Raw genomic sequence first — 12,344 nt, forward strand, 5'->3', positions numbered from 1 at the left:
TCGTGAAGATGAGCCGGGTGTGCGCGTCTTCGGGAAAACACCGATGCGCATCCGACGACCGCATTCTGCGGAGCAGCCCCTAACAACGGGTCGCAAAAAAGATGAAACAAGTTTTAAGTAGCGGGCGGAGTCAACCGAGCATGTAACCCGAGCCTCGGATCGTGCGGATCAGGGGCGCCGCGCCCGGCCGGTTCACCTTCTTGCGCAGGCGGCCGATGTGCACGTCGATCAGGTTCGTACCGGGATCGAAGCGGCAGCCCCACACGGCCTCGAAGATCATCGTGCGCGTGAGCACGCGGCCGGCGTTGCGCATCATGAATTCGAGCACGCGGGATTCGGTCGGCAGCAGCGCGAGCTCGCGCGCGCCCAGCGTGGCGCGTCGCCGCACCAGGTCGAGCGCCAGCTCGCCGGCGCGCAGCACCGTCTCGACGTGCGTGCCGCGCGGCCGCCGGCGAATCAGCACGTCGATGCGTGCGCACATTTCTTCGAGCGAGAACGGCTTGACGAGGTAGTCGTCGCCGCCTGCGCGCAGCCCCTGGATACGCTGGTCGACGTCGGCCAGCGAACTCATCACGAGTACCGGCGTATCGAGGCCGACGCCGCGCATCGTCGCGAGGATCGTCAGCCCGTCGAGGTCGGGCAGCATGCGATCGAGCGTGACGACGTCGTAGTTCGCGCTCATCGCGCGGGCCATGCCGTCGCGGCCGGTGCGCGCGATGTCGACCCGGTGGCCTTCGGCACGCAGCGTGTGCGCGATGTGATCCGCGATCAGCGGATCGTCTTCGATCGTCAGGATGTGGGTCATGGCGTACGCGATCCGCGGAATCAGGCCGCGGCAAGCTGCATGGCCATGCGCTCGGGCGTGCGATAGTGATCGACCACGTAGTCGATGAAGCTGCGCACTTTCGTGGACAGGTAATTGCGGCTCGGGTAGAGGATCGATACGCAGCGCGGCCCGCCGTTCACGTCGTAGCGTTCGAGAACCGGCACCAGGGTGCCGCGCGCGAGATCGTCGGCAACGAGCGGATGCGGCAATTGTGCGATGCCCATGTGATTGAGCGCCGCGATCCGCACCATCGTGTTGCTGGTCGACGCCAGCGCATTGCCGGTATCGATGCGAGCGCACCCGTCGACGTCCGAGAACGCCCAGTTGCGCGCGGCGCCGTTCGACACGGTCAGCAGGCAGTGCGTATTCAGTTCGACCGGCTCGACCGGCGTGCCGTGGCGCGCGAGGTAGTCGGGAGACGCGACGATCACGTCGCGAACGTTCGTCAACGTGCGCGACACGAAGGTCGAGTTGACGAGGCGGTGATCGTCGCAGAAGCACACGTCGTAGCCGCCTTCCACCATGTCGACCTGGATATCGAAGGTCGTCACGTCGAATCGCACGCGCGGATGCGCGACGCGATACGTGGACAGCAGCGCGCCAAGCCCGGCCGCAACCGAGGTTGCCGACGCGGCGATGCGCAGCGTACCGTGCGGGTCGCGATTGACCTGTGCGAGATTCGATTCGATCTCGTCGAGCTTCTCGATGATCGCGCGGCAGCCGTCGAGATATTCGCGGCCCGTCTCGGTGAGCGACAGGCTGCGCGTGGTCCGATTCAACAGGCGCATGTTCAGATGTGCCTCGAGCATGCCGACGCTGCGCGTGACCGCGGCGGCCGACATGCCGAGCTGACGCGCGGCGAGGCTGAAGCTCGATAACTCGACCACACGCGTGAAGACACGCATCGCTTGCAGTTGGTTCATGATCGGCGAGGAATGGATGTGCCGGAAATACGGGGGGCGCGTCCGTCTTCGGCGGGCTACGTCGACGCATCGCGCGGCGCCTGCCGGGGCGGGCAGCGAATTCATTATGGAAGGCACGCGGATGCGGGACGCTAAAAAAACAGTGCTGGCCGGATGAAATTTCGTTTAGAAAGCGGCGGAGCCTCGACAGACGGTCGCGCGGCGCGTTTTCCAGAAAATTTCTAAAAAAAGATTCATGCGCGGATCACGAATCTTCAGGCGGCAGACGTGTACGGGGATCGATAATGGAATCACGTAACCGCGGCAAGGACCACAGAAATGGCACAACCGTTGAGCATCAAGATGATCGAAGAGCGCGGCAAGCCCGTCGTGTTGATGTCGATCGAACGGGGCGCGGCAGTGCTCGATCCGGAAGACGTGGATGCAGTCATCCAGTACTTGAGCCTGTTGCGCGCGTCGATGCAGCCCGCGGTGCCGGAACGTCCGCCGCACGCGCAGCAATTCGTGACCGAGATGGATCCTTGCTGGTATGCCGAGCGCCATCCGCTGGAGGGCGGCGTGGTGCTGTTGCTGCGTCATAGCGGGCTTGGCTGGGCAAGCTTCGCACTACCGCCGCGCAGCCTCGAGCGATTGCATGGTTCGCTGACGCAGCTGCTCGAGGACGAGCAGCAAGCGATCAGCCTGCCTCACTGAATCTGCGTCGCGAACGCGTGGGCATTCGGCGCCGTCGCCAGGGATCGGTTCGGCAGCGGCCCGAGCGTGAACGCCGTCGTCCGCGCGGGCGCGCACCACGCGCTATCCGCGCCCGACGAACGGCATCGCAGTCGCCATGATCGTCATGTTGAGGATGTTCGCGTCGAGCGGCAGATTCGCCATCTGGACGACCGCATTCGCGACATGCGCGACGTCCATCCGCGCCTCGGGCGCGAGGCTGCCGTCCGCTTGCGGGACGCCTTGCGTCATCCGTTCGGTGAGCGCGGTGGCCGCGTTGCCGATGTCGATCTGGCCGCACGCGATGTTGTACCGGCGGCCATCCAGCGCGAGCGACTTCGTGATCCCGGTGACCGCGTGCTTGGTGGCCGTGTACGCGATCGTGTCGGGGCGCGGCGCGTGTGCCGAGATCGAGCCGTTGTTGATGATTCGGCCGCCCTGCGGCGTCTGCGTTTTCATCAGTCGCCACGCGGCCCGCGCGCACAGAAAGACGCCGGTCAGGTTCGTCGCGACGACGCTGTTCCACACGTCGAGTTCGTATTCGTCGAGGGAAACGACCGGAGCATTGCGGCCGGCGTTGTTGAACAGCACATCGAGCCGGCCGAACCGTTGCGCGATCTGCGCGAACGCGTGATCGACCGAGGCTTCGTCGGCGACGTCGACGGGAAACACGTCGGCGTCGCCGCCGGCGGCGCGGATGGCGTCGTGCGTGTCGCGCAGCGACGCCTCCGTGCGTCCGAGCAGCGCGACGGTGAAGCCGGCCCGGGCGAGCGCGATGGCCGCGGCGCGACCGATGCCGGAGCCGGCGCCCGTGACGGCGGCGAATTTCTTCGAGTCGGACATGGCGGGATACCCTGCGGGTTGAGTGACGGGAGAGGCGGCCGGTCGATGCCGTCGCCACTTCGGCACTGTAGTCGAAATGCGCGATGCCCGGATTCGAGCGACATCGTGAAACGTGCTCCACGAGACGGCGGCGCCCCTTTCTTCCGGCCGGGCGCGGCTTTCCTGCCACGCCCGCCGGCCGTCACTTCACGCACTCCAGCGCATACTTCAACCCCTGCCCGAGCAGCCCGCGCCAGACGTCCCACGTATGCCCGCCGTCGACGATGCGCAGCTCGGCCGGGTTCTGCGCACGGCGCAGGTGCGTGTACAGCACGCTCGATTCCGCCTGGATCGTCAGGTCGTCGTCGCCGGCCGCGATGAACATCGGCACGCGCCAGTTGCGCGCGAAATAGCCGCGCAGCAGCGCCGGATAATTGAGCTCGTGCCACACGCGCGAATCGAACTGGCGGTCGCCGAACACGCCGACGTAGCGCGCGGCGGAATTGAGCGGCGGCTCGTTCGCATAGATCGCGGGGCTCAGCAGCATCGCGCCGCAGAACAGGCCCGGTTCGAGCAGCGAGAAGCGCAGCGCGCCGAAGCCGCCCATCGACACGCCGCCGATCGCGCGGCCCGCGCGCTGGTTCGACACCGCGAAGTGCGCTTCGACTTCGGGCAGCAGGTCGTTGAGGAACGCGCTCTGCATCTTCTCCTTGCGATCGACGTACCAGTCGGTGCCGCCCTGCGGCATCACGATCACGACGGGCGGGATGTCGTGGCGCTCGATCAGCGTGTCGGCGGTGGCCTGCAGCCGGCCCTGCGTGACCCAGTCGTTCGCGTTGCCCGCGTTGCCGTGCAGCAGGTACATCACCGGGTAGCGGGCGCCTTCCGCGTTGTAGCCGGGCGGCAGGTAGACCGTGTACGACCAGTCGCGCTTCAGCGACGCCGACCGGAACGTGCGCAGCACGACGCTGCTGCCCGGATTGACGGACGGCTCCGGCGCGGAGGACGGCGTCGTCGCGGTCTGGACGGCCGGTGGCGCGGTCGATACGGCCGGAGCAGGCGCCGCCGGCGGCGCGGCATGGGCGGCGGCGATGGCGCCGGCGAACAGGGCGAGGGCGAACGGAAGGGCGAGTCGGCGCATGGCGAATCGTTTCAGGAGAGGCGCCGGCTATCGTAGCAGCGGCGCATGACGGCGCGGCGCGTCATTGCCGCGAACGGAACGACAGCCGCGCAACGAGCGGCCCGTAGAGCTTGGCGACGAGATACAGCAGCCCCATCGCGACGGCGTCGGCGGTCAGGCCCAGCGGCACGTCGAGATAACCTTCGGTCGCCTGGTAGAGCAGCGAATCGACCGCGAGCGAGATGCCGGTGCCCGCGACGAAGCACAGCAGCCCCTGCCGGCCGATCGTGCCGATCCACGGCATCGCGTGCGCGACCTTCTTCATCCAGCCGAGGTGCACGAGCTTGGCGGCGAGCCACGCGATCGCGAGGAAGTTCACGAGCCGCAGCACGCCGAGGTTCTGCTTGATCGACGGATCGGTGGGGAACGGCTCGATGCGCAGCCGGTAGTACGCGCCGGCCGCGACGATCGCGAGCGACGCGGCCGTTAGCAGCCAGCCCTGCGGCTTGGGCGAGAGCGTCTGGTAGACGGGCTGGCAGCGTGCGATCACGCCGAGCACGAACAGGAATTGCCACGCGAACGGATTGAAATCCCACGGCGCGCCTTCGACGGTCGGCAGGAAGCGTGCGACGTGCGGCGCCGCAAACCATAGCGATCCGCTGAACGCGAGCATCAGCCATGGCTGCGTGCGCGCGAGCGGCAGCGCGAGCGGGACGAGCAGCGCGAAGAACGCGTACATCGGCAGCACCGACGCAAGGTACGGCTGGCGGCGGAACAGCAGGATGTCGCGCAGCGCGGCGAGCGGCTTGTGCAGCAGCCCGTCGAGATCGTTGGTCGGCATGTTCGGGCCGTCGATCGCGAACGCATTCAGCACGGCCGTGATCAGCAGCATCAGGCCGGCCGTCACGAGGAACGCGCGGTAGATCTCGAATGCACGCCGGATGAAACGCTGGCGCGCGGCGGCCTCGTCGTGCCGCTCGGCGAGCGAGTTGTACGCAATGGCGGTCGCGAAGCCGCCGAGGAACACGAATACCTCGGCCGCGTCGCACAGCGCGTACGCGTGCAGCGTGACGCGCGACAGAATGCTGCCGCCGATGTGGTCGACGACGATGACGAGCAGCACGAGGCCGCGGAAGAAATCGAGCTCGGCGTAGCGGCCGGCGCGGGCCGGCGCGGTCATCGGCGCGCCTTCCGGCGCGGGCCGCGGGCGCGACTGGCGCGCGCCGCGCATGAATCGGGGTGAAGCATGACTTCGTGAAGAAATGACGAACGGATGCGCATTGTGCCACCGATGCGACGCCCATCGGGTTTACGCGGATGGCCGGCCGGCGTGCCGCTGCCGATAAGCCCGGTCAGGCTCTCCGCGCAACGGGGCAGTTGGACGAGCGCAACGCTTTGCGCGCGACGACCCGCACCCGATGGACGGAAGGTTTGCGACGTGACACCATTTTGTCCTCACGCGGCCGCACACCGCGTCGTCCGCCCTGCGGGCCACTTATACACAGACCAAACATTCGCCGGGCGTTCGGCCTGCCCGGCCCTCGGCTCCGGAGATCCGTCATGAAGAAGCACGTCATTTTTGCCGCCGCGCTCGCCGCATTCGCCGCGCCGGCCTTTGCCGAGAGCAGCGTGACGCTGTACGGCGTGATCGACGAAGGCTTCAATTACACGAACAACGTCAACGTCAATGGGGTCGGAAAGACGAATTACCAGCTCGCGAGCGGTTATGCGCAGGGCAGCCGGTGGGGCCTGAAGGGCAGCGAGGATCTCGGCGGCGGGCTGAAGGCGATCTTCACGCTGGAAAACGGGTTCGACGTGAACAACGGCCGGCTCGGCCAGGGCGGCCGCATGTTCGGCCGTCAGGCGTTCGTCGGGCTTTCCGAGTCGCGCTTCGGCACGCTGACGCTCGGCCGCCAGTACGATTCCGTCGTCGACTATCTCGCGCCGCTGACCGCGAACGGCAACTGGGGCGGCACGCTGTTTTCGCACCCGTTCGACAACGACAACACCGACAACTCGTTCCGCGTCAACAACACGGTCAAGTACGCGAGCCCCGACTGGAACGGCCTGACGTTCGGCGGCACGTACAGCTTCAGCAACGGCACGGGCTTCTCGAACAACCGCCAGTACAGCATCGGCGCGCAATATTCGCTGGCCGGGCTGCAGGTCGCGGCCGCGTACCTGCAGGCGAACAACCCGGGCATCGGCAGCGCGGGCGCGATCGCGGCCGACGACGCGAATTTCGTCGCCGATCGGCTGCGCATCTTCGGCGGCGGCGTCAACTACACGTTCGGCCCGGCCACGGTCGGCATCGTCTATACGAAGACCGACGTGAAGAATCCCGTATCGACGGTCTACCTGCCGGCGTCGACGTTCGCCGGCCTCGGGCTGACCGCGACGAAGTTCCAGAACTTCGAGATCAACGGCAAGTACCAGCTCACGCCCGATTTCTACCTCGGCGCGCAGTACGTGTATACGGACGGCAAGTACGATGCCGCGGCCGGCTCGTTCAAGCCGAAGTACCACACGGTCGGCCTGATGGCCGACTACAGCCTGTCGAAGCGTACCGACGTGTACCTGCAGGGCGCGTGGCAGAAGGTGGGCGGCGACAAGACGGGCACGGCGGCCGACGGCGGCTATGTCGTCGGGACGGACGGCCCGTCGGCGTCGTCGAACCAGTTCGCGGTGCGCGCCGCGATCCGCCACAAGTTCTGACCGGGCGCCGGCGCCGGGGCGCATGCCCCGGCACGGCCGCCGTCAATCCGCCCGGCCGCCGAGCGTTTCCGCGAGCCAGTCGACGAAGATCCGCACGCGCGGCGCGAGATGCCGGCCGTACGGAAACACCACCGATACGGGCAGCGGCCCGGCATTCCATTCCGGCAGCACCTCGACCAGCGAACCGTCTGCGAGCAGCGGCGCGAGCCCGTCGCGCGGCGCCTGGATCAGCCCGAGGCCCGCGATGCAGCACGCGAGATACGCCTGCGAGCTGTTGACCGACACGATGCTGTGCATCTTCACCGTGTGCATCTCGCCCGAATCCATGTCCGCATATTCCCAGTCCAGCTCGCGGCCCGTCCGGCTCGAGAAATAGCCGACCGCGACGTGGTCCGGCAGCTCGTCCGGCGAGCGCGGCGTGCCGTGGCGCGCGAGATAGGCCGGCGACGCGCAGTTGATCTGGGCCATCTCGCCGACGCGCCGCGCGACGAGCGACGTGTCGGACAGCACGCCGACCCGCACCGCGCAGTCGATGCCGTCCGCGACGAGATCGACGAAGCGGTCGGTCGTGCTGATCGCGACGCGCAGATCGGGGTAGCGCGCGTGAAAATCCGGCAGCGCCGGAATCACCCGGGTCAGCGCGAAACGTTCGGGCAGGTCGACGCGGATCACGCCGCGCGGCGACGCGCCGGCATCCTCGAACAGCGTTTCCGCATCGTCGAGATCGGCCAGCAACTGCACGCAGCGCTCGTAATAGGTCGCGCCCTCGGCGGTCAGCGCGACGCGCCGCGTCGTGCGTTGCAACAGGCGGATCTTCAGGTGCTTTTCCAGATACTGGACGGCATTGCTGACCGTCGGGCGCGGCAGCTGGAGTTGCTCGGCCGCTTTCGTGAAGCTGCCGAGATGGGCGACGCGCGCGAAGATGCGCATTGCTTGCAGGTGGTCCATGCGGGCGAGGGCCTTGGCGGAAAACGGAAAGACTCCATTGTTAATCAGCGTCGAATGGTTTGGTGGCGCGTTTCGCGTTTATCGCGCGGCGTCGCGCGTCCAGAATCCGTTTCATCCACTCACCATTCGAAGGAAACGGACATGGACTTGCGTCAACTGGGCCGCACCGGCCCGCAGGTATCGGCGATCGGGCTCGGCTGCATGGGGATGTCGGATCTGTACGGGCCGGCCGACCGCGACGAAAGCATCGCGACGCTGCACGCGGCGCTCGACCACGGGATCACGTTGCTCGATACCGGCGACTTTTACGGCATGGGCGACAACGAGATGCTGATCCGCGACGCGCTGCGCGGCCGGGCGCGCGACCAGGTGCTGATCAGCGTGAAATTCGGCGCGCTGCGCGATCCGGCCGGCGGGTTCGTCGGCTACGACGCGCGGCCCGCGGCGATCCGGAACTTCGTCGCGTACTCGCTGAAGCGGCTCGGCACCGACTACCTCGACATCTACCGCCCGGCACGCGTCGATCCGGCGGTGCCGATCGAGGAGACGGTGGGCGCGATCGCCGATCTCGTGAAGGCCGGGTACGTGCGGCATATCGGCCTGTCGGAAGCCGGCGCGGACACGATCCGCCGCGCGGCCGCCGTCGCGCCGATCGCCGATCTGCAGATCGAATACTCGTTGCTGTCGCGCGGGATCGAGGCCGGGATTCTGCCCGTATGCCGCGAGCTCGGCATCGGCGTGACGGCCTACGGCGTGCTGTCGCGCGGGCTGCTGGGCGGGCGCTGGAGCGCGGCGCGGCAGGGCGAGCGCGATTTCCGCGCGGCGAGCCCGCGCTTCCAGGGCGAGAACCTCGCGCACAACCTCGCGCTCGTCGATGCGCTGCGCGCGATCGCCGACGAGAAGGGCAGCAATCCGGCGCAGATCGCCATCGCGTGGGCGCTGTCGCGCGGCGCCGACATCGTGCCGCTGGTCGGCGCGCGCAAGCGCACGCAACTGCAGGACGGTTTGCTGGCGACTGAATTGCAACTAACGGTCAATGATCTCGCTCGCATCGAAGCGGCGGTTCCCGCCGGGGCGGCTGCCGGCGAGCGCTATCCGGCCGCTCAGATGGCGCACCTCGACAGCGAGCAGGGTCGGGGGTGATTCACGGGGCCGGATCGACCGGAACACCCCGTCCGACGGGCCCGAGCCAGCCTCAGGCAAAACCAGATGGCGGGCGGCATGACGGGCAGGCACCATCGGCGCCGTACTCACCGGACGGAATGCCTGCCATGCAAACTCATACGCTGACGATCGTCGTGCTGGTTTTCCTGCTGGCCGGCGCGGTCAAGGGCATGATCGGACTCGGGCTGCCGACGATCGCGATGGGGCTGCTGACGCTCGCGATGCCGCCGTCGGCCGCGGCGAGCCTGCTGCTCGTGCCGTCGTTCGTCACCAACGTGTGGCAGTTGGGGCTCGGCCCGTCGTTCGGCGCGCTGCTGCGCCGGCTGTGGCCGCTGCTCGCGGGCCTGACGGTCGGCACGCTGACGGGTGGGCTGCCGGCGCTCGCGGCCGGCAGCACGTGGACGCACGCGGCGCTCGGCGTGGTGCTGGCGCTTTACGGGCTGTGGGGGCTGGCGGCCGCGCGGCTGCCCGCGCCGGGCCGTCACGAAAAATGGCTGTCGGCCGTGGTCGGCTACCTGACCGGCGTCGTGACGGCCGCGACCGGCGTGTTCGTCGTACCTGCCGTGCCGTACCTGCAGGCGCTGCGGCTGTCGAAGGACGATCTGATCCAGGCGCTCGGGCTGTCGTTCACCGCGTCGACGATCGTGCTCGGCCTGCAGTTGCGTGTGACGGGCGCACTGCAGACGATCGACCTCGGCGTGTCGGCGCTCGCACTCGTGCCCGCGCTGGCGGGGATGGCCGGCGGGCAATATGCGCGGCGCGTGATGAGCGAGAAGACGTTCAAGCGCTGCTTCTTCGTCGGGCTGATTGCGCTCGGCGCGTATATGGCGGGGGCGGGGGGGTGGTGAATGCGCGCCCGGCCGCCGAATGATCCCGAAGCCGGTTTCGGCAACCGGCTTCGGGGATCGGTCACGGGATCGCGGTCACGCCGCTTACGCCGGATCGGCGTACCTCAGCGTCCATCCGACCGTGCGGGTCGCGCCCGCGCCGAGTGCGAACGGCTTCGTCGTGCAGGCGAAGTTCGAATGCAACTGCCCGATCGGCGTCGTCGACAGCGGATTCGTCGTGCCGTTTGCCGTGTCGAAGGCGGACAGCGTGCAGCTGTCGAACCCGGATGCCGCATAGCCGGTCGCGGCGCTGTTCGTATATGTCACCGACACGCCGTCCCCGTTGGCCTGGGTCGACGCGAAATCCGCGAACGACATGAAGTCCGTTTCGACCGCGAGGTTGCCTGCGAGCGTGCCCGAACTCAGCGTATCGCTGCGCGAGATCGTGCCGTGCGCGAACGTCAATACCGTGTGCACCTGCAGGTCGAGATCCGTCGTGTAAGCGGCGTTCTTCGACGCGAGGCGGAACTTCGTCGTATCGAACGACACGATCACCTGACCGTTGCTTTGCTGCACGTTCAGGTTCTTGTAGTACGTGACGGGAATGTAGGTCTTCGCGTTGTACGTCACCTGCGGCACCAGCAGCGCATAGCCGAGGTCGGTCGTGCCGTAGATCAGCTTGTCGGAGAACGGCACCGGGTAATACGGCGTATACGAGTTGTAGTCGGGCGCCTGGCTGAGGTTCAGGTTGATCACGCGCCGGCCGTCGCGCACGGTGAGCAGCGCGGCGCTGTACGGATGCGCGGCGTCGCCCGGCTGGTTGTACCAGGTGAGCGTGTAGCGCGGCAGCGCGTCGAGCCACGCGCGGTAGTCCGCATCGGCCATCGGCGCCTGACCGCCGAAGCCGAGCTTGTTCCACCACGCGTTCACGTACAGGTACTGATGCAGCAGGCTGAAGTTCTCGCCCATCACGCGCGGCTTGCCGCGATACGCGTCGGTGCCGCGGCCCTTGACCCACATGTTGACCGACGGCGTCGGCAGCGACGGGTCGTACCAGTACGTGTCGAAACGACGCGCGGCCTGGTAGATGAATGCATACGCAACCTGTTTCTCGCGATCGGTGAGCACGCCGGCATTGGCCGCGGCCGTCAGCACCTCCATGAACGCGGAATCGCCGTACGGGCCGATCGAGCGGCCGTAGTTGAAGCCCTGGCCGTCGGCATTCAGTTGCGGCAGGATCAGGTCGACCGACTTGCGCAGATAGCCCTTCAGCTCCGGCGTGAGATTCGCTTCGTTGCCCATCTCGAACGTGCGCTCGACTACTTCGCCGATCAGCAGCGTGCTGTAGCGGTCGAAGCGCGCCTGATCGTAGTAGGTCGTGTGCGTGTTCGACGCTTCGTCGGAGAATCCGCCCGACGAGTCGTTGCGGATGTGGTTCGTCAGCGTGTACAGCAGTGCGTCGCGCGCGCTCATCGTCGCGACCGCCGGATCGGTCTTCGACGCGAACGTCGGGCTGCTCCAGCCGAGCTTCTGGCGCAGCCCGGCGATTCCGTAGGACACCGCATAGTAGTTCTGCGCGGTGTTGAGCGACGCGATGTCGATCGGCGTGCCGGCGGCCGGACACGTCGTGGTCTTGCCGCTCGCATCGGGGCCGAACATGTCGCAGAAGGTGAGCCGCTGCTGCAGCGTCGCGAGCATCGCATCGCTGAAGACTTCGTTGAGCATCCCGTGCGCCTTCAGGTTGTTCAGCGCGACGAGGTAGTAGTACTCGCCCCACGACGTGTTCGCATACGTGTAGTTGCTGCCCGACTGCGCCATCATCGCGGTCGTGATCGTCTGGTACGTCGCGAGGTAGCTCGCGTATTGCGGGTCGTTCTTCGACTTCATGTCGATCAGGATGTACGACAGGCCGAGCGCGAGCTTGCCGGGCAGGAATTTGTCGCCGGTATTCGTGTCGAGCACGTGGACGGGCGTGCCGTCGCCGAGATCCATCACGACCTGCGTGAAGTCGGGCGATTTCCGGATCAGGTCGAACAGCGCGCGCATCTGCCCCATCATCGTGAGCGGAACGTTCGTGCCGGCCGGCACGCTGGTGTCGGGCGCGCCGTAGACGAGCGCCTGCAGCGAGTTCGCTGCGAGCGCGGGCGGGGTGGACGAAGGGGGCGACGGCGGCGTGTCGGTCACGTCGTTGCCGCCGCATGCGCTGACGAGCACGACGGAAAGGGCGCTGAGCGCGGCGCCGAGCGCGAATCTGCTGCGCTGATGCATGGTGTCTCCGGTTTTGAATA

Annotated in this window: 11 protein-coding genes; 4 read left to right on the forward strand and 7 right to left on the reverse strand. The window is 67.3% G+C overall.

What is annotated here, in order from left to right:
* Positions 1-130 precede the first annotated feature (130 nt).
* Positions 131-805, reverse strand: a complete 675-nt coding sequence (locus tag WT53_RS19385) for a response regulator transcription factor (protein WP_034204640.1) — start codon at positions 803-805, stop codon at positions 131-133.
* Positions 806-825: 20 nt separating this feature from the next.
* Positions 826-1,749, reverse strand: coding sequence for a LysR family transcriptional regulator (locus tag WT53_RS19390; protein ID WP_034204641.1), 924 nt, complete (start codon positions 1,747-1,749; stop codon positions 826-828).
* 318 nt (positions 1,750-2,067) lie between these two features.
* Here WT53_RS19390 and WT53_RS19395 point away from each other — a divergent pair, with 318 nt between their 5' ends.
* Positions 2,068-2,442 (forward strand): hypothetical protein, encoded by a 375-nt coding sequence (locus WT53_RS19395; protein ID WP_034204642.1) that lies wholly within the window; start codon positions 2,068-2,070, stop codon positions 2,440-2,442.
* A gap of 102 nt (positions 2,443-2,544) precedes the next feature.
* Here the strand turns inward: WT53_RS19395 and WT53_RS19400 are convergent, their stop codons facing one another.
* The 3 genes from WT53_RS19400 to WT53_RS19410 form a co-directional block, all read right to left on the reverse strand.
* Entirely contained in the window at positions 2,545-3,303 is a 759-nt protein-coding gene (locus tag WT53_RS19400; protein WP_034204643.1) for an SDR family oxidoreductase, read from the reverse strand.
* Between the two features lie 181 nt (positions 3,304-3,484).
* Positions 3,485-4,423 carry an esterase family protein gene (locus WT53_RS19405; RefSeq protein ID WP_034204644.1) on the reverse strand — a complete coding sequence of 313 codons (939 nt, stop codon included), beginning with the start codon at positions 4,421-4,423 and terminating at the stop codon, positions 3,485-3,487.
* A gap of 61 nt (positions 4,424-4,484) precedes the next feature.
* Positions 4,485-5,582: an OpgC domain-containing protein gene (locus tag WT53_RS19410; RefSeq protein ID WP_034206162.1), complete on the reverse strand. Its 1,098-nt coding sequence runs from the start codon at positions 5,580-5,582 to the stop codon at positions 4,485-4,487.
* Positions 5,583-5,962: 380 nt separating this feature from the next.
* On the opposite strand from WT53_RS19410, the gene WT53_RS19415 reads away from it, so the two are divergent.
* Complete coding sequence (locus WT53_RS19415) at positions 5,963-7,117, forward strand: porin (RefSeq protein WP_034204645.1); 1,155 nt, start codon at positions 5,963-5,965, stop codon at positions 7,115-7,117.
* 42 nt (positions 7,118-7,159) lie between these two features.
* Here WT53_RS19415 and WT53_RS19420 read toward each other — a convergent pair whose 3' ends face one another.
* Complete coding sequence (locus WT53_RS19420) at positions 7,160-8,065, reverse strand: LysR family transcriptional regulator (RefSeq protein WP_034204646.1); 906 nt, start codon at positions 8,063-8,065, stop codon at positions 7,160-7,162.
* Positions 8,066-8,206: 141 nt separating this feature from the next.
* On the opposite strand from WT53_RS19420, the gene WT53_RS19425 reads away from it, so the two are divergent.
* Both WT53_RS19425 and WT53_RS19430 read left to right on the forward strand, forming a co-directional pair.
* Positions 8,207-9,208, forward strand: coding sequence for an aldo/keto reductase (locus WT53_RS19425; protein WP_034204647.1), 1,002 nt, complete (start codon positions 8,207-8,209; stop codon positions 9,206-9,208).
* 128 nt (positions 9,209-9,336) lie between these two features.
* Positions 9,337-10,077, forward strand: a complete 741-nt coding sequence (locus WT53_RS19430; RefSeq protein WP_034204648.1) for a sulfite exporter TauE/SafE family protein — start codon at positions 9,337-9,339, stop codon at positions 10,075-10,077.
* A gap of 84 nt (positions 10,078-10,161) precedes the next feature.
* Here the strand turns inward: WT53_RS19430 and WT53_RS19435 are convergent, their stop codons facing one another.
* On the reverse strand, positions 10,162-12,324 hold the full coding sequence (locus WT53_RS19435) for a hypothetical protein (RefSeq protein ID WP_034204649.1): 2,163 nt from the start codon (positions 12,322-12,324) through the stop codon (positions 10,162-10,164).
* Positions 12,325-12,344: the final 20 nt, after the last annotated feature.

Source organism: Burkholderia sp. MSMB2157WGS, from assembly GCF_001532755.1.
Classification (GTDB): domain Bacteria; phylum Pseudomonadota; class Gammaproteobacteria; order Burkholderiales; family Burkholderiaceae; genus Burkholderia.

Coding starts and splice junctions, on each gene's coding strand:
- WT53_RS19385 (WP_034204640.1), bottom strand. CDS start 805: ATGACCCACATCCTGACGATCGAAGACGATCCGCTGATCGCGGATCAC.
- WT53_RS19390 (WP_034204641.1), bottom strand. CDS start 1,749: ATGAACCAACTGCAAGCGATGCGTGTCTTCACGCGTGTGGTCGAGTTA.
- WT53_RS19395 (WP_034204642.1), top strand. CDS start 2,068: ATGGCACAACCGTTGAGCATCAAGATGATCGAAGAGCGCGGCAAGCCC.
- WT53_RS19400 (WP_034204643.1), bottom strand. CDS start 3,303: ATGTCCGACTCGAAGAAATTCGCCGCCGTCACGGGCGCCGGCTCCGGC.
- WT53_RS19405 (WP_034204644.1), bottom strand. CDS start 4,423: ATGCGCCGACTCGCCCTTCCGTTCGCCCTCGCCCTGTTCGCCGGCGCC.
- WT53_RS19410 (WP_034206162.1), bottom strand. CDS start 5,582: ATGACCGCGCCGGCCCGCGCCGGCCGCTACGCCGAGCTCGATTTCTTC.
- WT53_RS19415 (WP_034204645.1), top strand. CDS start 5,963: ATGAAGAAGCACGTCATTTTTGCCGCCGCGCTCGCCGCATTCGCCGCG.
- WT53_RS19420 (WP_034204646.1), bottom strand. CDS start 8,065: ATGGACCACCTGCAAGCAATGCGCATCTTCGCGCGCGTCGCCCATCTC.
- WT53_RS19425 (WP_034204647.1), top strand. CDS start 8,207: ATGGACTTGCGTCAACTGGGCCGCACCGGCCCGCAGGTATCGGCGATC.
- WT53_RS19430 (WP_034204648.1), top strand. CDS start 9,337: ATGCAAACTCATACGCTGACGATCGTCGTGCTGGTTTTCCTGCTGGCC.
- WT53_RS19435 (WP_034204649.1), bottom strand. CDS start 12,324: ATGCATCAGCGCAGCAGATTCGCGCTCGGCGCCGCGCTCAGCGCCCTT.